Raw genomic sequence first — 21181 nt, 5'->3', positions numbered from 1 at the left:
TCTTATAGTTCCTTTACACCCATTTGTACGCTTCGAATAGTCAAAAGTCCAGTTTCACAATCCATCTCAATCGTTCGTCCATAATTCCCACCCGTATCTTCTGCTAGAAGAGGGATATTGAGTTTTTGAAGCCACTCTCGACAAGAATCTGCATTCCTTGGTCCAATACGCATTGTATCTCCAGCGCCAGCAAAGGCAAACATCTGAGAGCCTCCGGCCATTTTAGACACAATACGTGAGTGAGAAGCGCCTAGTTTAATCATCTTTTCCAAAAGCTCAGGCAACGCCGTATCCGCATATTTCGCAGTGTTCAGTTTCCCCTCACGGGCGATCTCTGAAGTAGGAAGCATGACATGCGCCATTCCAGCCAGCTTCAAATGTGGGTCATACATTGTTAATCCCACACACGAACCCAAGCCAGTCGTACGGATTACACCAGGAAGATGAGCGATGTTTAAATCCGCCATACCGACTTTAACGACGCTTTTGTCCTCAATCATGGCTCAGTGGCACCCCTAGCGATTCAAATATCTTTGCAAAGGATGGTGGATCCGGAATGAGGAAAAACTGACCCTCAACTTGATCTTCACCTTCAAAGAAAGATGTGTCAATCAACAATGCAGCGTCACCCATCTCGCCAAATTGCAGCAAGCCATAACTTAGAATGGCACCTGCCATGTCGATGGCAAGTCCAGGGACAGTTGGATACATAGACAACTTCGTGAAATCTGCCAGAGAAGAAAGATAGGATCCAGCCAAAATATTTCCAATCTCGGAAAGCGCTGATTGTTCCATATCTGTAAAATCGAGTCCTTCTTTCAGATCAAACCCGGCAAGTCTATTCAACAACATTTTAGCAGCCTCTGGTGTCATCATAAAGAAAAGATTTCCCGGTGCTTCGCCTTCTACACGAAGAAACACGGTAACCACGATGCGTTCATCTCCGCCCACTTTTTCGGCAACTTCTTCAAAAGGGAGCATTTGTACTGTAGGTACACCCATGTCAATCGGTCTGTTGAGGAGTTGAGACAACGCCGTTGCGGCGTTGCCTGCTCCAATGTTACCGACCTCTTTGAGCACATCCATCTGGAATACCTCAAATCGGTTGAACATCTCCACGGTACTAGCCCTCAACACTTTCCAGCTGTACAATCTCGCTTTTATTTAATACTTCGTTTAGGTTGAGCATAATCAACAAGCGTGAATCTTCCAATTTAGCAACACCTCGCAGGTATCTCGCTTTGACGCCGCCAACCACTTCTGGGGGGCTATCGATCGCACTGCTTTTGATATCAATAACATCATTAGCAGAATCTACGATAAAGCCAACTTGCATGTCGTCTACACCTACGATAACAATACGAGTCTGATCCGTGTATTCCGTTTCCGGAAGGGAGAAACGACCGCGTAGATCAATGACTGGAATTACAACACCGCGTAGATTAATAACTCCTTTTACAAAGGAAAGTGTCTTGGGAACACGGGTAATTGGCATCATGCGCTCAATCGTCTGAACCTTGTCTACCTCAATACCATACTCTTCGGAACCCAATTTAAAGACGATGACTTTCAACTCTTCTTCCATGTAAAAAACCTCCCTATTAAATGTAAGACTTAGCTCTATGCTTATTTAATAAATGCATTAGGATCAAGAATCAGGGCTACTTGTCCATCTCCGAGAATGGTTGCTCCAGAGATTCCTTCAATAGCAGGAAGATAGGTTCCCATTGATTTGAGAACAATCTCACTTTGTCCAATAAATTCTTCAACAGCTACGGCTGCAAGACGGTCGCCTTTGCGAATCACGACAATTTCTGTTTCTTGCTCATCAGCGTCATTGAAATCCGGTACAGAGAATACTTCGCTCAAAGACAAGTACGGAATCAGTGACTCACGGAACGTGATCATTTTATTGCCGTGGATATTACGAACTTGCTCACGTTGTACAATGGCCGTCTCTACAATGGAGGACAACGGAACAGCATATTTCTCTGAACCAAGTCGTACAAGCATTGCAGCAATAATGGATAGTGTCAACGGAAGCTGAACAGAGAAGTTCGTGCCTTTGCCTGGAGTTGAATGAATCGTTACATTACCGCCAAGCGAAGTAATCTTCGATTTTACTACATCCAAGCCAACGCCCCGGCCAGAGATATCCGAGATAATATCAGCAGTACTAAAACCAGGTGCGAACAACAGTTGATTCACTTCATCGTCACTCATCTTGGCACCTTGTTCTTCGGTTACAACACCACGTTTGATCGCGGTTTTCAAAAGCTTGTCGCGATAGATACCTTTACCATCATCTTCAATCTCGATAAATACGTGATTTCCACTGTGGAAGGCACGCAGGTTTACTGTACCCATCTCTGGTTTACCTGCAGCTACACGCTCTGCAATGGATTCCACACCATGGTCAACCGCGTTACGCAGTAAATGCACAAGCGGATCACCAATCTCATCAATTACCGTACGATCCAGTTCCGTCTCAGCACCTGTAATCACCAGATCGATTTTTTTATCAAGTGTCTTAGCCAGATCACGGATCATGCGCGGGAATCGATTAAATACGGTATCTACCGGAACCATCCGCAATTTAAGTACAATATTTTGCAAATCTGTGCTAACTCGACTTAAATGAGCTACTGTATCGGATAAATCATTGTTGCCTGTTTCACTGGCCAGTTGCTCCAGACGTGAACGGTCAATCAACAATTCACTGAACAGGTTCATCAATACGTCAAGACGTTCAATATCCACACGAATGGTACGTGAAGGTGCAGCAGCTTGCTTCGGTGCAGCTGTTTTAGCTGGTGCCGTTGTGGCTTCTTCTTTGGGTACAGAATTCTTATCCGGCGAAGCAACCTCAGCTACAGCTGTTGGTGCGGGTGGCGCTTCAACTGTAGCTGCTACCTGATTGGCCATCTGCTGAAGAGTCTCCTGATCCAGTTGAATGAGCTTTGCACTTTCAATTTCAGAGATACTCATGATGCCTTCTTCCAGTTCGTGCGCCTCTTTAGTTGTTATGTAATACAACGAGAAACTGCGCTCAAACTTCTCCTGCTCAATATCCTGAACGGATGGGTAAGCCTTAACGACTTCACCTGAACGTTCCAGCATATCAAAGACCATATAAGCCCGTACACCTTTTAACTGGCTATGCTCGCTAACAAGCACATCCACGTAGAACACACGATGACCTTCGGCGATCGACTGATCCAGCACTGAATATTGGAATTCATCCAGCTCCACAGCCGAAGAGATTGAAGCGTTAGCCGGCTTGTTTGTTTCTGTACCAGGTCCATTACCGTTTGTCATTTCACCATTTTCAATGGCTTGAAGTGAAGCTACGATTGACGACACATCTGCTTTACCTTGTCCACCTTCGGTAATATCCTGAACCATGGTTTCCAAAGCGTCCAGACTCTTGAACATGGTATCAAAAATGTAATCCTGCATTTTCAACTTCTCATTACGAACCAGATCCAACACATTTTCCATTTTATGTGTCAGTGATGCCAAATCTTCAAAGCCCATAGTTGCTGCCATACCCTTCAAGGTATGAGCAGAGCGGAATATAACCTGAACTATGCCCAGGTCTTCCGGATTGCCTTCAAGTTGAAGCATGTTTTCGTTAAGCGATTGCAGATGATCATTAGACTCATCAATAAACATGGATAAATATTGGTTCATGTCCATTGTGAGGCACCTCCTCCGTGAGTTACACTCCGTTATTTCACTGCTTGAACAAGTTTAGACGCAATCTCCTGCAATGGCAGAAGATGACGAACGCATTGCAGCTCTACAGCAGAACGCGGCATACCATATACAACACATGTTTCTTCATTCTCGGCAAAGGTTGATGTAACTCCAGCTTCGTATAATCTCTTCATCATACGTGCTCCATCACTTCCCATTCCCGTCAGCAAAACAAGATGCCTTTGTAAAGATGTAAACGGCAGAAGTGACTCAAACATCGTATCCACTGAAGGTCTGTGGCCATTCACTGGTTGATCTTCAGTCAGCTTCACGATAAACTTCCCGTCTGCTGTTTTGTTAACTTTCACATGGAATCCGCCGGGTGCTATATAGGCGGTTCCTTTTTTCAGAACCATGCCCTCTTCAGCTTCAACCACATGCAGTGGACTGAATGTATTCAATCGTTGAGCCAGAGAACGTGTGAAATTGGGCGGCATATGCTGCACAATAATGACCGGTGCAGGCAAATCAGCAGGCAACTGCTCGAGCAATGTCTTGAGAGCCCTCGGTCCACCCGTAGAACAACCTATTGCCACAAGTTTGTTGAATGGTCCTTCCAGCCCCCCTCCACCTTTGGGAACAGGATTAGGCTTGATTACATCCTTGGCTTTTGCAGAGGCAGAAGTTGCCGCTATTTGATCAGCTGCCACTCTAGCTGCATTAGGTAGTCGAACTTCCTTTGGAGTCTGTACTGGATTAGCTGACCTCACTGCTTTTTCTGCCTTCGTCCCCAAATTACGTTCAGCCTTTGGCAAAGGCTCCGGTTTATTCTCTACGCGACCTGGTTTTGAAGGTGACAATGGTTCAATTGGTTTCTTTGCTTTGGCCTGAAAGGCTTCAGTCCGCTCTCGAAGAGAGCGTTGAATCGTCTCGACAGGTTCGATCGTTTTTTTCACAGGCTCCGCTCGATCCCTAGCCGGCAGTTCTTTCTGCACTGGCTGAGTTGGGGGAGCAACTGCTCCTCGCAACATGTCTCTATTTTTCATGGATAACTCACGATCAGCTTTTCTTTTGATCTCATTCATCGCAGCACGCATGCGCTCAACCAAGGCTTTACCAACTTGAGCAATATCCTGGTCATGTGAAATAGATGGTTTGCGAATGAAGTCAAATGCCCCGGCTTCAAGCGCCATAATGGTTTCTTTCATGCCTTGTTCATTGATACCAGAGAGCATAATCACAGGAACGAAAGATTCCTTCATAATTGATTTTAATGCATCCAACCCATTCATTTCGGGCATCTCAACGTCCATTGTAATAATATCGGGTTTCAATTCTAGTGATTTTTGAATCGCTTCTCTACCGTTTGATGCCGTTGCCGTAACCTTGAATTCCGGATCCGCTTGGATCAAATCCGTAACAATCTTACGCATAAAAGCGGAATCATCGACAACCAATACTTGATACGCCGCCATGTTGTGTCACCCCTGTTTCCTTTATTCAGAAATCATGTTGTCCGTCTAAGCCACTTATTCATAAATCCCCTGATTCCTGTCAAGGTTCCGGATCCCGGAGTTGCAGGTACAGCCAGATAACGAAGAGCAAGTTTCTCTATATCTTTAGAGGCTTTGGCATTCGGATAAGCCAGACTATAGGGCATTTGCCTTTTAACCGCCTTGACTACCTGGGCATCTTCTGAAATATACCCAAGCAACGGAATATCCGTCTGCAAAAACCGCCTCGCCACTCCAGCTATTTTTTCTGCCACCCGTTCCGCTTCTCGTTCGTCTTCCACCCGGTTAACGATCATCCGAAAGGGCGTAGCATTTTCCTGGCCGTGCATAACTTTGACTAAAGCATAAGCATCGGTTATTGAAGTCGGTTCAGGTGTAGTTATAATCAGGCATTCATCAGCAGCACCGATGAACTTCATATTCTCTCTGGAGAGTCCTGCCCCAGTGTCAAAGATGACATAATCCATTTCCTGGGCAATATCCTCGACTTGACTGGCGAAGAACTCCAGATCACGATCAGACAATGAGAACAACTCTTTCATGCCCGATCCTCCAGCAATGTAAGGCAAGCCACTGGCACCCAGTTGTATGATTTCCCTTATGGATTTTTGTCGGTACAACAGGTGGTAAAGATTATAGGAAGAAGACGTACCCATAAGAACATCAATATTAGCCATTCCAATATCGGCATCAAATACAAGTACCTTTTGCCCCAAAGCCTGCAATGCCAAGGCAAAGTTCAGTGTGAAATTGGATTTGCCAACACCTCCCTTACCACTGGCCACAGTAATGATTTTCGAGGATCGAATATCTCGCTCAATGCCTTCCAATTCCAATGGCGCGGAGACCATACTTCGAAGTGCAGCTGCCTGATCCTTCATTGTGACCATTCTCCCAGCAACTGTTTGGACAACGAATCTGCATCTGGTTTCAACAAATCGTCCGGAACATTTTGTCCATTTGCCACATATGCGAGCTTGAGTGGAAAACGGTGTAACAAGTTAAATAGCGGACCGCAGCTCCCAGTCTCATCCATTTTGGTGAAAATCACCTTATCCAGTCCATATTTACTGAAATGTTCCGTGATCTGCACCATATCAGCACTTTTGGAAGTCATACTCATTACCAGAAAGGTTTCGCTATTCTCTACAGGAGCAAGCAAACTTTGCAGTTCCGAAACAAGTAATTCATTTCTGTAGTTTCTACCCGCTGTATCCATAAAGATCAAATCACAATTCTCTAATCGAGAAATGGCACGTTGTGTATCACCAGGCGATTGCACCACCTCAAGTGGAACATTCAGTATAGATGCATACGTTCTAAGCTGTTCTACCGCCGAGATCCGATACGTATCTGATGTAATGAATCCAACTTTACGCTGTTTTTTGAACATTTGTTCAGCAGCCAATTTTGCAATTGTCGTAGTTTTCCCTACACCGGTTGGTCCAGCTACATAGACGATTCGCGTGGTAGGAAGAATGCCTTCTTCAATACGTTGCTCCAAAAAGTGCATAACCTCAAGCTTCACTATTTGCTCTACATCCTGTTCTTTTAATCCATTCTCAGACCATTTTGCTTGAATTGAATCAAACCAGGATTCCCATACTTCAGGCCAAACATCTTGTTCTGTCAAACGTTCTCGGATCGTATGCAGTTCCTCTGGCACAGGGTCTGCAGAAGTACCTTGCTTTGAAAGCCTGGTCACCATCTGTTTAAGATCCTGCAATTCAGTCATCAACTTATCCTGGTGCAGGTCTGAACCTGTTGGCTTCGGACCAGTTGTTGAACCCGAAAAATCCGCCCCTTGCGGTCGCGGTTTATGATCCGTGCTTGAAGAACCTGAGCCGCTGTCTATGTTTGAACCGATATTACGCGATTCAAACACAGACGGTGCAGCCGCAGATTGGTCCTGTACACTTTGATCAGCTGTATTCGTTGTCACCGACTCATCAGAAGCCGCAACAAACGAACGAGCTGTTTGCCGATAAGCCTCAGGTACAAATGCACGAGGTACAGGTGTGAATTGATTTTGTACTGGCTTTGTTGTTTGCTTGTTTTCTTCCTTATCCACTGCAGCTACAACTTCGATCCGTTTTTTGCGAAACATTCCCATCACACCGCCCACCTTAATCTCTTTGGTGGACAGAATAACGGCATCACTTCCCAGGTCTTTGCGAATTTGAAGCATAGCTTCGGGCATGGTCTCAACAACGTATTGTTTTACTCTCATAAGTTCACCACCCCGATACTTTGAATTTCAACATTCGGCTCCAACTCGCTGTAGGAAAGCACAGGAATGTCCTGCATAGTACGTTCAATAACCTGACGCAGATACATCCGAATGGTTGGAGAAGTTAATACAACAGGTTGTTGACCTGATTGAATCAAACGGTTCACTTGTTCACTGAGCTTCTGATATACACTTTGTGTAGATACAGGGTCTAGCGCAAGATAACTGCCTTGATCCGATTGTTGCACACTTTCAGCAATTTTCTTCTCAAGACCAGGTCCAACCGTAATCACTCGAAGTGTCTCACCTTTCTGTGAGAACTGCTGAGTAATCTGACGTGAGAGGGATTGTCTGACGTATTCAGTCAGCACATCAGGATCTTTCGTATACGTACCATAGTCAGCCAGTGTCTCGAAGATGGTCACCATATCTCGAATAGATATTTTCTCACGCAATAACTTGGCAAGCACTTTCTGTACATCACCAATGGAAAGTAGAGAAGGGATCAGTTCATCCACAAGGGCAGAGTAGTTCTCTCTGAGATTATCCACAAGTGCTTTTGTCTCTTGTCTTCCAAGTAACTCATGCGCATGTTTCTTAATCAGTTCCGTCAGATGTGTAGCCACAACGGAAGGCGGGTCAACAACCGTATATCCTGCAAGTTCGGCTCTGTCTTTGGTCACTTCATCTATCCATAGTGCCGGAAGCCCAAAAGCAGGCTCCGTCGTTTCAATACCTGTCACAGACTCCTCATCATAGCCAGGACTCATGGCAAGGTAATGATTCAACAACAGTTCTCCGCCACCTACCACATTACCCTTGATTTTGATAACATACTCATTGGGTCTGAGCTGGATATTATCTCGAATCCGTATAACCGGAACGACCAACCCCAGTTCAAGAGCACACTGCCTCCGAATCATAATGATCCGATCCAATAAGTCCCCACCCTGCTGATTATCAGCAAGCGGGATTAAACCATAACCAAATTCAAACTCAATAGGGTCCACCTGAAGCAGGTTAATTACACTTTCAGGACTTCTAACCTCTTCAATCTGCTGTTCTTCTTCCAACTGTTCTTCCGCTACTTGTTTCAAATTCAGATTATTCTGCATACGCCACGCGGCATATGCCAACACACCTGCCAACGGAAGCGTAGTAATAACATGAATTGGTGTGAAGAAACCGAGCATGGCAATAACGAAAGCTACGATATAAATTAGTATTGGATATGTAAACAGTTGCCCCGTAATATCATCTGCCAGGTTTCCTTCTGATGACGCTCTGGTGACGATAAGTCCTGCTGCTGTGGAAATAAGCAGAGCAGGGATTTGGCTTACCAATCCATCTCCGATAGTCAGTACAGAGTACGTTGCCATCGCATCTGCGAAAGCCATCCCATGCACAGTCATACCGATAATAAATCCACCAATGAGATTGATCAGGAGGATGATAATACTTGCAATTGCGTCACCTTTTACGAATTTACTTGCTCCATCCATCGCTCCATAGAAATCGGCTTCACGTTCAATTTTGGAACGACGCTCACGAGCTTGTTGCTCGTTGATCAGACCCGCATTCAGATCCGCATCAATACTCATTTGTTTACCAGGCATCGCATCGAGGGTGAATCGGGCAGCAACTTCAGCTACGCGCTCAGACCCCTTTGTAATAACGATAAACTGAACGACAACGAGGATCAAAAACACGATAAATCCAATTGCAATCTGTCCTCCAGCAATCCAGCTACCAAAGGTAGCAACTACAGCTCCAGCATCCCCATCACCAAGAATTAGCTTGGTAGTCGAAATGTTCAGAGCCAGTCGGAATAGTGTAGTGATCAACAGCAAAGCTGGAAAGATAGAAAACTGCAACGCTTCTTTGCTGTTCATTGCAACAAGGAGTATCATCAGTGCAATTGAAATATTGACGACCAGCAACAAGTCCAACAGCCAGGTCGGGATCGGAAGAATCATCATCAACACAATGCCAATGATACCCGCAAGGACAGCTATATCTTTAATCTTCAATGAATGTACGGCCTCCGATCCCCTTTTATTTCGTTCTGCCCTTTAGTTTATATACATAAGCCAGCACTTCAGCTACCGCTTGGAACAAATCGGCCGGTATAGCGTCACCAATCTCGGCTCTCTGGAACAATGCCCGTGCCAGCGGCTTGTTTTCCATCGTAATAACACCGTTTTCTTTGGCTATTTCCTTAATACGCAAGGCGACATAATCCTGACCTTTGGCAATAATCTGTGGTGCCTCCATCTCGGAACCTTCATACTTTAGCGCAACCGCAAAGTGGGTCGGGTTCGTGATGATTACATCCGCATTTGGCACTTCCTGCATCATACGCTGCATAGCCATACGACGCTGGCGTTCCCGGATTTTACCTTTGATCAGCGGATCACCTTCCATTTTCTTGTACTCGTCTTTGATGTCTTGCTTGGACATACGAATCTTCTTCTCATGGTCATACTTCTGATACATGTAATCAAATATCGCAAGTATCATTAATGCCACTGCAATCTTGATACCAAGACTTAAAGTGATCGACGCAGCGAAATGTAAAATAGCATCCAATGAAAAATGAGAAAGTGAAGCAATATCTGACTGGTAGCCTTTAATTGTACTGTAAACGAGATAACCGATAATCGACATTTTCAAAATGGATTTAGCAAATTCCACTAATGAGCGGAGAGAGAATATATTTTTGAAACCTTTAATCGGGTCCAGTTTCTCAAGTTTTGGCTTCAATCCTTCCCCTACAAGAAGAAAACCAACTTGCATGTAGTTAACGATCAAAGCAACCAGGAACGCACCCAGCAAAATGGGAGCGATCAATAACAAAACTTCAATGCCATAGCGCATCATAAGCGCCATCACATTCTCTCCGGTGATATCCATACTCAATCGATTGATGAAGATATCAGTAAACAGACGAACTATACGTTCTTTATAGAAATTGCTGAATACCATCATGATCAAAAACACGATTAGGAGAATGGATGCGCCAGATAGTTCAGCGCTTTTTACAACCTGTCCTTTTTTTCGTGTATCCTGTCTCTTTTTCGGGGTAGCTTTCTCCGTCTTCTCCCCTGAAAACAACTGGAGGTCGAGTTGAAGTTTCATCCGTGTCTTTTCCTCCGTTTCACTCAGCCGGGCCTTTGTCCAATGGTTCCAAGCAATTTTTCCATCGATCTGAATATCGCTTCGAACAATTGACTAAATACAAAGGAGAAACTGGGAACCAGCAAAAGCAAAATAGCAAGACCAACGAGTAACTTAAGCGGCAACCCAACTGCAAATACATTAAATTGAGGAGCAGTTTTGGCCAAAAAACCCAATCCAACATCCGTCAAAAACAACGCAACTACAATCGGAGCCGACATCTGAAAAGCCAGCATAAATGATTGACCTAAGGTCTGAATCAAAAATTCAGCAATACTTCCATCTGCCAACCGTATGAAAAACACATTAGATAATGGTACCCACCGGTAACTGTAAACTATCGCATCCAGCAAATAATGGTGACCATTCATCGTCAGAAACAGAAGCATAGCAAATGCATACTTCAAGTTACCCGTAAGTGGAGCTGAAGCACCTGTCATTGGATCGTATACATTGGCCATACCAAAACCGATCTGTAGATCGATAAAGGTCCCCGCAGTCTGAACTGCCGTCATCAACAGATAAGCCACAAAACCTAAAAGCAGGCCAATTAGAATCTCTCTGATGATCAATAAGACATAACTCAGGTCTGTGGGTACGGTCTGGTCTATTCCGTAAATCAGATAGACAGATAATGTGACAAATGCAGAGATACCTATTTTAACTGAAGCCGGCACATTTCGAGCCGAAAAAACTGGCGCAGTTACAAAAAATGATGTGATTCGACAAAACATAAGCAGAGCGACAGGGAAACTTTGCAACAATGTCTCCATCTGCTAAAGCCTACCCTATGTATCTGTATAGATTATCGAGAATGTTAAACGTAAAATCGACCAAGATATTTAAGATCCAGGGTCCAAACAAAAGTACTGACAGAAGTACGGCAACAATCTTGGGCACAAAAGCTAATGTTTGTTCCTGAATTTGAGTTGTCGCTTGAAAAATACTGATTGCAAGTCCTACAACCAGAGCTAGTATAAGCATAGGTGCGCTGGCCAGCAATGACGTGTATACCGCTTTCCCGGCCAGACCGATAATAAATTCCGAAGTCATGACCGTCCTCCTTTAACTTTCCGGATCAAGTGTTAAAACTCAGTAACAGTGACTTGACAACCAGATACCACCCGTCCACAAGGACAAAGAGCAGTATTTTGAAAGGTAATGAGATCATGACCGGCGGAAGCATCATCATCCCCATTGCCATGAGTGTACTCGCGACAACAATGTCTATAACCAGAAACGGAATAAAAATCATAAACCCCATCTGGAATGCTGTCTTCAACTCACTGATTACATATGCCGGCACCATAACAGTAATTGGGATATCCTGATAGGTCTTTGGTTGTTCAGTCTGATTGTACTTCATAAATAGCAGAAGATCTTTTTCTCTGGTGTGACTAAACATAAATTTCTTCATGGGATCCGCTGCTTTTTCAAGTGCCTCGGTTTGCGTAAGCTCTCCCTGGAGATAGGGCTGAAGCGCTACCTGATTTATGGAAGACAACGTCGGCGACATAATGAAAAGTGTCAGAAATAGCGCCAAACCGACCAGCACCTGATTGGGTGGCATTTGTTGTGTACCCAAAGATGTACGTATAAAACCGAGCACAATTACAATCCGGGTAAAACTGGTCATCAGTACAAGCATTGCTGGAGCAATACTAAGCACCGTAATTAACAGAATGATGGACAGTGAACTCGTGCTTGGTGTCCCTCCATCACCGTTTCCAATCTGAATATCAATATTCGGAATGGGTTCGGCAAAGGCAACCGTTACAGATGCCAGACTGATAAGTCCTAATAAACAACACGCTAACCAAATCTTTTTCTTCATGAATCCCTCGACCGATCTGTAGTATTGTCTTTATCCAGGAGCTTTTCCATCTTCTCTTTACGGTTAGGCATCTGCCGAAGTTTGGATTCAAACATTTCGTGAAAAGAAGTTGTGTCCTCTAGTTCCATTTCCCGCGGCGGTTCTTCTTTACGGAAACGTTTTGTGAGCTTGGCAATGAGAGGTGAGAGATTTCCTTGTTGTGCAGCAGCATCTCGTTCGAAGGAATCAATGATTCTTTGGGCCTCTTCCAGATCCGAAACCTTATCTATCAACTGGATGTCTTCACCTACACCAAGCAGATATACACATCCACCAATTTCCATAATTTGCAACGACTTGTTTTGCCCCAGTCCAACTCCGCCCAGGGTACGAATTGTGCCGTGCCGGAACATTTGCTGATTCCTTTTGTTTAGAAAACGGATCAGATAAACAATAAGGGCCAGGATGACGGCCAGGACAACAATCACCCATACAAGCTGTAAATAATAATTACTTCCCACGCCAGCTCCTCCTGGAATATCACCCTGAGCCATCATCATGTCTCTTAAACGCCCAGTGTCTTGCTGATCGCTTCGATAACCCGGTCAGATTGGAACGGTTTAACGATAAAGTCTTTAGCACCTGCTTGGATAGCGTCGATTACCATCGCTTGTTGACCCATCGCGGAGCACATAATTACTTTAGCGTTAGCATCAATCTTCTTGATTTCTTTCAAAGCTGCAATGCCGTCCATCTCAGGCATCGTAATATCCATTGTGATCAGATCCGGACGAAGCTCTTTAAATTTCTCAATTGCTTGTGAGCCATCCTGTGCCTCACCAACAACCTCATATCCATTTTTGGACAAAATGTCCCGGATCATCATTCTCATAAATGCAGCGTCGTCTACGACTAAAATTCGGTTTGCCATCTTGATTCAAGTCCTCCCTAAATTGTGCTTATTGTAATTTCTGAATTCGGTCCCATTGGCTAACGATATCTATAACACGAACACCAAAGTTTTCGTCAATAACGACAACTTCTCCCTTGGCGATCAGTTTGTTATTCACCAAAATATCGACAGGTTCCCCGGCTAACTTATCCAGTTCGACAATCGAACCCTGTGACAGTTCCAAAATATCTTTAATTTGCTTCTGGGTCCTTCCTAATTCTACGGTGACCTTAAGGGGAATGTCCATCAATAAATTCAAATTGTTTTCGTCTACCTGACCATACGCCCCATTTTGCAAATTGGCGAATTGAACTGGTTGTACGTTAACATTCCTATTTGGCATTCCACCGTAATGTTGAGGTGCACCATTAGGTTGCTGCGGTGGCATGCCATACGGCTGCTGTGGCGGCATTCCTTGAGGCATACCCATCGGGGCCTGTCCATATCCGTTATAGTCCTGAGCAGGCTGTTGTGGAGCCTGTGGAGCCTGTGGAGCCTGTTGGTGCTGAACGGGCGGCTGCTCCGCAACCGGTGGTGGCGTTGCTGGTACAGCTGCTGGCGCAGGTTCAGGTGTTGATGCCACTGGTGCGCTGGCAGTTGACTCCTGAGCGCCTCCAATCAGCATATCTACCATGCTTTTGGCAAAATGTACTGGAAGCAACTGCATCAGATTGGAATCGATCAGATCCCCGATTAACAAACGAAATGAAACTTGGATAAGTGTCTCATCTGCTGGAAGATTACTTACACCCTCTCCACTCTCCAGATTGAGAATATCGATTCCCGGAGGGGAAATATTCACAAAACGATTAAAAATCGTGGACATTGAGGTTGCTGAGGAACCCATCATCTGGTTCATTGCTTCCTGTACTGCACTAATATGGATTTCATTCAGTTCTTCATCGACCGGATTTCCTTCGCCACCCAACATCAAATCAGCGATGACTTGGGCATCTCTCTTCTTGATAACAAGTGAGTTAATGCCTTCGAATCCATCCACGTAATTCACATGAACGGCAACATGTGGCTTAGGAAAAGCTTCTTCAAACTGCGTTCGACTAATGATAGAAACTTTAGGTGTTGTAATATCTACTTTGAGGCCTAATAGCGTGGATAAGGCTGTTGCCGCGCTACCAAATGTAATGTTACCAATCTCCCCCAAGGCATCCTGCTCCAGCTCGGTCAAAAAATCATCAACCGTCTTTTCAGCGGGTTCCGAGCTGTTTATCGATTCCGATTGCCTGAGCAAAGCATCGATTTCTTCTTGGGATAAATAATCCTTACTCGTCAAATTCTTCAACTCCTTCGGTGACAATCTTGTCTATTTGCACAGCCACACGGTCTTTGATTGTCCCCGGACTGCCCATGTATTTCAGTTTGTCACCCACTTTAATGGAAAGTCCCTCATCAACTGGTTTGTTCAATGTAATGACATCACCAACGGACAGACCCAGAAATTCTGCAATTGAAATTCTCGATTCTCCCAATTCCGCAACGATTGGTAACTTGGCTTTGTTCACACGCTCTTTTAGAGCATCATACTCCTCCGGAGCTCTCGTTTTCTTCTCCGAAACAAACCACTGATGAGTTGACAACCGTGACATAATAGGTTCAAGAACGACATGCGGTATACATAGATTGATCATGCCTGTCGTGTCACCAATTTTGGTACTGAGCGAGATCAGAGCAATGGTCTCATTGGGAGACACAATCTGCATAAATTGCGGATTGGTCTCGAGCGCTTCCATCCTTGGGGAAATATCCAACACAGTCTTCCATGCTTCCTGCAAACTTTCAAATGCTCGGCTGAATATCCGCTCCATGATGGTAGTCTCAATCTCCGTCATGGATGCGATCTTGGTTGGAGCAATTCCGGTTCCACCAAGCAGGCGATCCAACATCGCATATCCCACGTTTGGATGGACTTCCATCACCATTCGTCCCTGTAGTGGCTCCGCTTCAAAAATGTTCAATATCGTCATCTTAGGAATAGAACGGATAAACTCATCATAAGGCAACTGTTCGACCTGAACGACATTGATTTGAACGAACGTCCGCAGTTGGGCTGAAAAATAAGTGGTGAGAAAGCGTGCAAAGTTTTCGTGAATACGAGTCAAGCTTCTGATATGGTCTTTGGAAAAACGCACTGCCCGCTTAAAATCGTACGATCTAATTTTCTTCTGAGTTTCTTCCTTCTTCAATTCTTCTGCGTCCATTTCACCAGAAGAAAGGGCTGCTAATAGGGCGTCAATCTCATTTTGTGATAATACATCCACCATGTTCTCACCCCCTTACAGGTCTACAGCGTGTTCTGTTCATTTACATTGGCGCCATTACAAAAGCTGAAAAACTGGTGCTGCTCAACTTACCTTCAGGTAAAGCTTCATTAATTAGCCCCGTCAATCTCTCATTAAATTGTACGCGGCCCTTCGCTGTAGCCAGCTCCTCAGACTTTGTATCCGCAAACGTCTGAATGATAATAGGCTTCACTGTAATTTCTTTGATTTTCTCGAAATCTTCTTTGGCTGTTTTGTCTGACAACTTGAATGAGAAGCTGACAACTACAACATGATCCGTATCAGCCAAATTGGTTTTAATTTCTCCAAGCTCAGAGGAAACCTCTACAATCTCATCCGCAGTCATCTTCTTGGCTTCTGAAGCCGCCGCCGTATGTGTGTCGTCCTTATTCCCGTTCTGTCCTTGCATAAATACAAACACAACCACCACAATGAGTGTTATTGCCAGCAACATTGTTGCAAGCCAGGGCATCATTTTTTTCATCAGGATTCCTCCGTTTGCTGCACTTTAATAGTGGCTGCCTGAACCCCGATTTCACGGTTGTAATCTTTAATCTTGGAAATAACGTCAGCGGCTTTTTCAAGCACAATCAGTCTCTTTCCAGTTACCAGAGTAATATACGTATCCGGCGTCTCTTCCACAATTTCAACCATCAGCGCATTTAACCACATGGGAGAACCATTTAACCGCGTAACCGAAATCATGCTAAGCCCCCTTAATCAGAGTGGGAGGAGCAAGCTCCCCCACGTTTTAAAAATTCATTAATCAGTTATTAACGTTTCAGGTTAACAACTTCCTGAAGTATTTCATCCGACGTTGTAATGATCCGGGAGTTTGCCTGGAATCCACGTTGAGCTACGATCATCTCAGTAAACTCTCCTGTCAGATCCACGTTAGACATCTCGAGCTGTCCAGCAATGATTGCTCCTGTTCCGTCCTCAGCACTGTTCGCTGTTAATGGTTCCAGCGCCCCATCCGGATTCGCGTTTGCTGTCATACGGTACAAGTTGCCCCCAATTTTCTCAAGGCCTTCTGGATTGACAACTTTACCTATTCCAATCTGTGGACCCGCTTCGATGGTTCCGTCTGCCATGGTTTGGTTAATTGTTCCATCCTGACCTATCGTGAAGGAAACAACATCATCCGGTATCGTAATATTTCCACCACCGTTATCCAGAACAAACAATCCATCCGAAGTCAAAAGGTTACGTGCAGCATCCACATGAAAATCCCCTGCACGAGTCAGGTAAGGTACTTCCTGATCTTCACTCAAACGTACCAAGAAGAATCCATCTCCATTAATCCGAAGATCTGTTGGATTATTCGTTGTCATTGGGCTACCTGCCAGATGCAGCGTATCAATTGAACCTACCGTTACACCAAGACCGATTTGTTTCGCATTGACACCACCACTTGCATCGCCAGGGGCAGTTACCCCTGCCGTTGTTTGGCTCATAATATCTTTGAACATAACCCGACTGCCTTTGAAGCCAACCGTGTTTACGTTCGCAATATTGTTACCAATTACGTCGAGTTTTGTTTGGAAACCCCGCATCCCGGAAACGCCTGAGTACATTGATTTTATCATTTTTAAAAATCCTCCCAGTCTTCATTTGGTTACCGCATCAGTCGGTCAGCGGCATTCCGGCTCCCGAGAAGGGCCAGCCGGTTAAGAAATGATTACGGCACTATCAATCTGAGTGAACACATTATTCTTCATGCTCTCACTGTCCATAGCTGTAACCACAGTACGATTTTTGACATTGACGATAAAAGCCATATCCTGCATTAAAATCAATGACTCTTTGGCTCCTTTGGCAGCAGCTTTGTCTAAAGCAGAACCAATCTGTTCCATTTGCTCGGTTTTGAGTTCAATACCACGCTGTTCCAATCGTTTGGCAGCATGATTGCTCAATTTCAGAAGATTATCTTCCAGCACCTTTGCAAAAGGTTTTTCGGGTATAGCCGAAGCTTCTCCCGTTTTGGGTCTTTGAAGCATATTCGGTGTAATCGGGCCTGCGTATAATTGTCCAACCGTTATGCGATCACTCATATCGTTTTCCCGCTATCTTCCGTATCACCCGTTTCAGCGGATGATTCAACTTCCTGGCTCTCGTTCGTTTCAGGGGTTACATCCTGAACGTTCTGTACCGGAGTTTGACTCTCTTCTGCCTGTTTTGGATAATTCACCTGAATGATCTCATCCAGCTTAATCTCGTCGTTGCCCACTTTTGCGTATTGAACGCTATCTCTTACAATGATGGAATCTACAATACCCTGACGAAGAGTTCCGTTATCATCTTTATTAGAAGAGAGCCAACTTACCTCCATGCCAATCATGCCGGATACAGCACCAAGGGACTGGTTCAATGTTTTAAGCTGCGTAGAAATATTGACCAGTTGTTCCACTGAGCTGAACTGTGCCATTTGAGCGATAAATTCCTTATCCTCCATCGGCTGCATCGGGTCTTGATTTTGCAGCTGGGTAATCAGGATTTTTAGAAACTGATCTTTACCCAATTCTTTTGTTGCAGCACTTGTGGTTGCTTTATTGGCTGCCGAATAGTTCGGCCAGGTATTATTCGTTGAAACAATTTCATTAGCCATATGCTCACCTCATTTCTATTTAAGCCTTAGCACTAAACGTATCTCTCTGTAATTCATTTCCTTCGACTTGCTCGCTACGCCAGTTACGCAATTCTTCTTGAATCCCTGCTGTAGCTATAGCATCATCCGATTGTTCCTCACGCTCACGCGAACGGCGTTGTTGTTGAGAGTTACTTCCCGGCTGACGGCCTCCGTCCTGATACATCTGTGATCCGATTGAACTGTTCTGGGTAACCTCAAGTCGTTCCACTTGAATTCCCTGGGCTTGAAGTGAAGAACGCAGCTGCGTCATTTGTTGTTCAAGCATGTCTTTAGCCATCGTATGCTCAGTCATAAACCGTGCAACCAACTGCCCGTTCTGCAAGGTAATTTGAACATCCAATTTACCTAGATGCTCAGGCCGAAGTGAGATGGTCGCCTCGGAAAATCCTTTTTGCTGGACAATATCCAGCTTGTTAACAACAAACTGTGTCATTTCCTTGGCAAACTGTGATGTTTGCATTACAGGTTCAGCCGGTTTTCCTGCTGTTGTACCTGATGAACGCAAGGACAGCTCTCCTGCAGTAATGATGGTTGAGTGTTCCACTTCTCCACCTGCATTTGAACCAGATGTGGTAACAGCCTCATCTTTTACCTGGGTTCCAGAATTCGCCACTGCTGCAACAAGAACTTGTGGTACGACCGAATCCTGTTTGGATGTTTGAAGCGAAGTACTTGGAGCGACTTGTGCAGTCTGATCCTTAACTGCAGTCAATGTATCCAGTATGGATTTCAGTTCAGTCCATCCTTTGTTACTAGTGGTATCCACTCCAGCCTCTTGAAGCTGACTCTGCAGAGATTGTAACAAATGTTTGAATTCAGGAGCGTTCTTCGCAACGTTACTCTCAGGATCATTCATTCCAGCTACTAATTGTGTAAGCATATCTTGTAGAACAAAACGTACTGCTGCAGGATGCTGCGACAGTTCAATTGCGGGTACTGTTTTTACGCTTTCCGCTCCGTTCGAAGACTCGTCGGAACCTTCTGCATTAGTACCTGAAGGATTACTTAATTGTGTATACATTTGTTGAATCAGAGTTTGCAAACCTGCAAGTAGAGCTGGGTCATTTTCCAAAGCTTCGTCAAGTGAATCCAAGTCCGTGAACAACGAATTCAGTATAGCCGTGATTGACGCCGCTTCTCCTTCTTCACTTGTAGCAAAGGAAAACACCAACGGATTGGCAGTTAAACTTCCAGTAGCGCTTGAACTATCACCTTCTGTATTTCCTCCAGATAGCGATTGTGCAAGAGTTTGGAGAAATTCACCGCTAGCACCTGCAACTGAACCTTTAGATTGTGCTCCGGTTGTCTGACCTGCTCCTGTTGCTTTTGCAGTTGCTGTGGATGCCATTTGATATACAATCGACATTTATTTTCACCTCCTCTCGGTTAAACAGTGTAATCAGGTCTACTTGTTGCCCATTAATTTGTTCAAAATTTTTGCAGTTTCAACCGAGTCCTCTGAAGACATGTTCTCAAGCAATTGAGAGCGTGTTGCATCATCTACTGAATTCAGGATGGTCAATGTTTTGTCAGGACTTAACTTGTATGTTTCCAATAATAGCTTGGCACCACTTGAAGCAGACATCGAAGCAAATGTTTGACTAAGCTGGTTTTTATCCAGGTTTTTGCTTGTGGTTGTGGATGCAGTTGAAGTTGCTGCGGTTTCTTTCTTCAATCTGGATTGCAGCGCATCCAGTGCCAGATCTCCGGACGGTTTAGCATCCTTCATCATCATGGTGACATCGGCTGCCGTTTTCGGGTCCATCTTTTCAAGCACCTTGGTCCGAGCAGATGACTGCATGGCATTCAACAACAATACCATTTCCTCATTCGTCATATTTTGCAAAATCGGTGCAGCTTTGCTTGGACTCATATCCGCATACATTTTAGCTAAATCTTTGATTTGTTTCTGATAATCAGATTCCGTTTCGGGCGTTGCTGCTGTAGCCGTTTCAGCCGCTTTTTCCGCATCATCCAACTTCTTCTGAAGGTCCGTGGCCTTCTTTGCTTCAGTTGTTGTCGCTTCCTGTGCTGCCTTGAGCTCTGTTTCTTTGGCAGTTACTTGGGATTTCAGCTTTTCGATTGTGGCTTCAGCACTTTCAACCTGCTGCTCACTCTTCTCCAGCTTCTCCTTCTCCGGATCCAGTACAGGATCAGGTACCCATTCCTTAACTACTGGTATCTTGTTGGCGAATTCGAACAAATTATTACGAATATCTACATTAAAAAGCGTAAGCAATACGCCCAGCAATACTACGGTGAATACAATCGGGATGGAAATCATGAGAAATTTTTCCCAGCCGCCTCCCGATTCTTTTTCCATGTCGCTATCATCTTTAACAGCCATCGTTCATTCCTCCTTCACGAGACAACTTCGCGTCCGGCTCACATCAATTCGCGCGTCCGGCTTTGGCAGCGAAGCGTACAGTAGCCATCTCGTCCAGATCGTTCTGTTCCCGGAGGAGCATCTCCTGCTGAAATTTGATTTTTGCCTTGTCTCTCGCTCCAAGCCATACTTTTTCATCAACCATCTTACCGTTCAGAAACGTCTGATTCCGTTGCACATTGACCTGAGCATGTTTAACATCACTGTTTTTGCGTGAAATGCACTCGTCAAGATGATGTACATATCGCTGCATTTCCTGCAGACTGTTTACAGACGCTGTATTTTCCGTAGCAGATTGGATGATCCCGACCAGATTATTTCTATCGTTCAGAAGTTGAATCAGATGTTCTTCCTCCGTCTGAAGTTTACCGATCGCTGTGGATAACATCCACTCTGCCTGTGTTTTTTCATTGCTCTTCAGGTCAACAACTTTCTGGAAATGATATCGAAATTTCATCGTTTA

24 protein-coding genes are annotated in these 21181 nt (G+C 44.6%); all 24 read right to left on the bottom strand.

Annotation, left to right across the window (positions count from 1 at the left end; translation table 11 throughout):
- Nucleotides 1-2: 2 nt before the first annotated feature.
- Nucleotides 3-500 (bottom strand): chemotaxis protein CheD, encoded by a 498-nt coding sequence (locus MHH92_RS11150; protein ID WP_017689162.1) that lies wholly within the window; start codon nucleotides 498-500, stop codon nucleotides 3-5.
- Complete coding sequence (locus MHH92_RS11145; protein ID WP_091017763.1) at nucleotides 493-1113, bottom strand: chemotaxis protein CheC; 621 nt, start codon at nucleotides 1111-1113, stop codon at nucleotides 493-495. The genes MHH92_RS11150 and MHH92_RS11145 overlap by 8 nt, the downstream gene beginning before the upstream one ends.
- A gap of 10 nt (nucleotides 1114-1123) precedes the next feature.
- Nucleotides 1124-1585, bottom strand: coding sequence for a chemotaxis protein CheW (locus tag MHH92_RS11140; protein ID WP_036609340.1), 462 nt, complete (start codon nucleotides 1583-1585; stop codon nucleotides 1124-1126).
- Between the two features lie 41 nt (nucleotides 1586-1626).
- Nucleotides 1627-3699 (bottom strand): chemotaxis protein CheA, encoded by a 2073-nt coding sequence (locus tag MHH92_RS11135; protein WP_340903725.1) that lies wholly within the window; start codon nucleotides 3697-3699, stop codon nucleotides 1627-1629.
- A gap of 32 nt (nucleotides 3700-3731) precedes the next feature.
- On the bottom strand, nucleotides 3732-5174 hold the full coding sequence (gene cheB, locus MHH92_RS11130) for a chemotaxis-specific protein-glutamate methyltransferase CheB (protein WP_047842490.1): 1443 nt from the start codon (nucleotides 5172-5174) through the stop codon (nucleotides 3732-3734).
- Nucleotides 5175-5206: 32 nt separating this feature from the next.
- On the bottom strand, nucleotides 5207-6094 hold the full coding sequence (locus MHH92_RS11125; protein WP_340903724.1) for a MinD/ParA family protein: 888 nt from the start codon (nucleotides 6092-6094) through the stop codon (nucleotides 5207-5209).
- On the bottom strand, nucleotides 6091-7443 hold the full coding sequence (gene flhF / locus MHH92_RS11120) for a flagellar biosynthesis protein FlhF (RefSeq protein WP_340903723.1): 1353 nt from the start codon (nucleotides 7441-7443) through the stop codon (nucleotides 6091-6093). The genes MHH92_RS11125 and flhF overlap by 4 nt, the downstream gene beginning before the upstream one ends.
- Nucleotides 7440-9473, bottom strand: coding sequence for a flagellar biosynthesis protein FlhA (flhA, locus tag MHH92_RS11115; RefSeq protein WP_047842487.1), 2034 nt, complete (start codon nucleotides 9471-9473; stop codon nucleotides 7440-7442). The genes flhF and flhA overlap by 4 nt, the downstream gene beginning before the upstream one ends.
- A 25-nt stretch (nucleotides 9474-9498) precedes the next feature.
- Nucleotides 9499-10581 carry a flagellar biosynthesis protein FlhB gene (flhB, locus tag MHH92_RS11110; RefSeq protein WP_181155343.1) on the bottom strand — a complete coding sequence of 361 codons (1083 nt, stop codon included), beginning with the start codon at nucleotides 10579-10581 and terminating at the stop codon, nucleotides 9499-9501.
- Nucleotides 10582-10604: 23 nt separating this feature from the next.
- Nucleotides 10605-11393, bottom strand: coding sequence for a flagellar biosynthetic protein FliR (fliR, locus tag MHH92_RS11105; protein WP_100529396.1), 789 nt, complete (start codon nucleotides 11391-11393; stop codon nucleotides 10605-10607).
- Nucleotides 11394-11403: 10 nt separating this feature from the next.
- Entirely contained in the window at nucleotides 11404-11673 is a 270-nt protein-coding gene (gene fliQ / locus MHH92_RS11100; RefSeq protein ID WP_017689172.1) for a flagellar biosynthesis protein FliQ, read from the bottom strand.
- Between the two features lie 25 nt (nucleotides 11674-11698).
- On the bottom strand, nucleotides 11699-12454 hold the full coding sequence (fliP, locus tag MHH92_RS11095) for a flagellar type III secretion system pore protein FliP (RefSeq protein ID WP_036609355.1): 756 nt from the start codon (nucleotides 12452-12454) through the stop codon (nucleotides 11699-11701).
- Complete coding sequence (locus MHH92_RS11090) at nucleotides 12451-12987, bottom strand: flagellar biosynthetic protein FliO (RefSeq protein WP_100529395.1); 537 nt, start codon at nucleotides 12985-12987, stop codon at nucleotides 12451-12453. The genes fliP and MHH92_RS11090 overlap by 4 nt, the downstream gene beginning before the upstream one ends.
- 11 nt (nucleotides 12988-12998) lie before the next feature.
- Nucleotides 12999-13364 (bottom strand): response regulator, encoded by a 366-nt coding sequence (locus tag MHH92_RS11085; protein ID WP_017689175.1) that lies wholly within the window; start codon nucleotides 13362-13364, stop codon nucleotides 12999-13001.
- Between the two features lie 28 nt (nucleotides 13365-13392).
- Entirely contained in the window at nucleotides 13393-14676 is a 1284-nt protein-coding gene (fliY, locus tag MHH92_RS11080) for a flagellar motor switch phosphatase FliY (RefSeq protein WP_340903720.1), read from the bottom strand.
- Nucleotides 14666-15664: a flagellar motor switch protein FliM gene (gene fliM / locus MHH92_RS11075; RefSeq protein ID WP_036609359.1), complete on the bottom strand. Its 999-nt coding sequence runs from the start codon at nucleotides 15662-15664 to the stop codon at nucleotides 14666-14668. The genes fliY and fliM overlap by 11 nt, the downstream gene beginning before the upstream one ends.
- Before the next feature lie 40 nt (nucleotides 15665-15704).
- Nucleotides 15705-16166 carry a flagellar basal body-associated FliL family protein gene (locus MHH92_RS11070; RefSeq protein WP_036609360.1) on the bottom strand — a complete coding sequence of 154 codons (462 nt, stop codon included), beginning with the start codon at nucleotides 16164-16166 and terminating at the stop codon, nucleotides 15705-15707.
- Nucleotides 16166-16387, bottom strand: coding sequence for a flagellar FlbD family protein (locus MHH92_RS11065; protein ID WP_017689179.1), 222 nt, complete (start codon nucleotides 16385-16387; stop codon nucleotides 16166-16168). The genes MHH92_RS11070 and MHH92_RS11065 overlap by 1 nt, the downstream gene beginning before the upstream one ends.
- A 68-nt stretch (nucleotides 16388-16455) precedes the next feature.
- Entirely contained in the window at nucleotides 16456-17271 is an 816-nt protein-coding gene (gene flgG / locus MHH92_RS11060; RefSeq protein ID WP_237175959.1) for a flagellar basal body rod protein FlgG, read from the bottom strand.
- Between the two features lie 81 nt (nucleotides 17272-17352).
- On the bottom strand, nucleotides 17353-17736 hold the full coding sequence (locus tag MHH92_RS11055) for a TIGR02530 family flagellar biosynthesis protein (protein WP_036609362.1): 384 nt from the start codon (nucleotides 17734-17736) through the stop codon (nucleotides 17353-17355).
- Nucleotides 17733-18290, bottom strand: a complete 558-nt coding sequence (locus tag MHH92_RS11050) for a flagellar hook capping FlgD N-terminal domain-containing protein (protein WP_047842480.1) — start codon at nucleotides 18288-18290, stop codon at nucleotides 17733-17735. The genes MHH92_RS11055 and MHH92_RS11050 overlap by 4 nt, the downstream gene beginning before the upstream one ends.
- A 19-nt stretch (nucleotides 18291-18309) precedes the next feature.
- Entirely contained in the window at nucleotides 18310-19698 is a 1389-nt protein-coding gene (locus MHH92_RS11045; RefSeq protein WP_340903716.1) for a flagellar hook-length control protein FliK, read from the bottom strand.
- Nucleotides 19699-19737: 39 nt separating this feature from the next.
- Complete coding sequence (locus MHH92_RS11040; protein WP_076208900.1) at nucleotides 19738-20679, bottom strand: MotE family protein; 942 nt, start codon at nucleotides 20677-20679, stop codon at nucleotides 19738-19740.
- Nucleotides 20680-20722: 43 nt separating this feature from the next.
- Entirely contained in the window at nucleotides 20723-21175 is a 453-nt protein-coding gene (fliJ, locus tag MHH92_RS11035; protein WP_340903714.1) for a flagellar export protein FliJ, read from the bottom strand.
- Between the last annotated feature and the right edge of the window lie 6 nt (nucleotides 21176-21181).

The organism is Paenibacillus sp. FSL M7-1414 (assembly GCF_038003195.1).
Classification (GTDB): domain Bacteria; phylum Bacillota; class Bacilli; order Paenibacillales; family Paenibacillaceae; genus Paenibacillus; species Paenibacillus amylolyticus.
Note: the sequence above shows the minus strand (reverse complement) of the source record. Positions and strands in the feature narration are given on the sequence as shown.

Coding starts and splice junctions, on each gene's coding strand:
- MHH92_RS11070 (WP_036609360.1), bottom strand. CDS start 16,166: ATGAAAAAAATGATGCCCTGGCTTGCAACAATGTTGCTGGCAATAACA.
- MHH92_RS11050 (WP_047842480.1), bottom strand. CDS start 18,290: ATGGCTAATGAAATTGTTTCAACGAATAATACCTGGCCGAACTATTCG.
- flhF (WP_340903723.1), bottom strand. CDS start 7,443: ATGAGAGTAAAACAATACGTTGTTGAGACCATGCCCGAAGCTATGCTT.
- MHH92_RS11065 (WP_017689179.1), bottom strand. CDS start 16,387: ATGATTTCGGTTACGCGGTTAAATGGTTCTCCCATGTGGTTAAATGCG.
- MHH92_RS11090 (WP_100529395.1), bottom strand. CDS start 12,987: ATGGCTCAGGGTGATATTCCAGGAGGAGCTGGCGTGGGAAGTAATTAT.
- MHH92_RS11085 (WP_017689175.1), bottom strand. CDS start 13,364: ATGGCAAACCGAATTTTAGTCGTAGACGACGCTGCATTTATGAGAATG.
- fliR (WP_100529396.1), bottom strand. CDS start 11,393: ATGGAGACATTGTTGCAAAGTTTCCCTGTCGCTCTGCTTATGTTTTGT.
- MHH92_RS11040 (WP_076208900.1), bottom strand. CDS start 20,679: ATGGCTGTTAAAGATGATAGCGACATGGAAAAAGAATCGGGAGGCGGC.
- MHH92_RS11150 (WP_017689162.1), bottom strand. CDS start 500: ATGATTGAGGACAAAAGCGTCGTTAAAGTCGGTATGGCGGATTTAAAC.
- flgG (WP_237175959.1), bottom strand. CDS start 17,271: ATGATAAAATCAATGTACTCAGGCGTTTCCGGGATGCGGGGTTTCCAA.
- MHH92_RS11140 (WP_036609340.1), bottom strand. CDS start 1,585: ATGGAAGAAGAGTTGAAAGTCATCGTCTTTAAATTGGGTTCCGAAGAG.
- fliJ (WP_340903714.1), bottom strand. CDS start 21,175: ATGAAATTTCGATATCATTTCCAGAAAGTTGTTGACCTGAAGAGCAAT.
- MHH92_RS11145 (WP_091017763.1), bottom strand. CDS start 1,113: ATGTTCAACCGATTTGAGGTATTCCAGATGGATGTGCTCAAAGAGGTC.
- fliP (WP_036609355.1), bottom strand. CDS start 12,454: ATGAAGAAAAAGATTTGGTTAGCGTGTTGTTTATTAGGACTTATCAGT.
- MHH92_RS11055 (WP_036609362.1), bottom strand. CDS start 17,736: ATGAGTGATCGCATAACGGTTGGACAATTATACGCAGGCCCGATTACA.
- MHH92_RS11125 (WP_340903724.1), bottom strand. CDS start 6,094: ATGAAGGATCAGGCAGCTGCACTTCGAAGTATGGTCTCCGCGCCATTG.
- flhB (WP_181155343.1), bottom strand. CDS start 10,581: ATGAAACTTCAACTCGACCTCCAGTTGTTTTCAGGGGAGAAGACGGAG.
- fliM (WP_036609359.1), bottom strand. CDS start 15,664: ATGGTGGATGTATTATCACAAAATGAGATTGACGCCCTATTAGCAGCC.
- fliQ (WP_017689172.1), bottom strand. CDS start 11,673: ATGACTTCGGAATTTATTATCGGTCTGGCCGGGAAAGCGGTATACACG.
- MHH92_RS11045 (WP_340903716.1), bottom strand. CDS start 19,698: ATGTCGATTGTATATCAAATGGCATCCACAGCAACTGCAAAAGCAACA.
- MHH92_RS11135 (WP_340903725.1), bottom strand. CDS start 3,699: ATGGACATGAACCAATATTTATCCATGTTTATTGATGAGTCTAATGAT.
- cheB (WP_047842490.1), bottom strand. CDS start 5,174: ATGGCGGCGTATCAAGTATTGGTTGTCGATGATTCCGCTTTTATGCGT.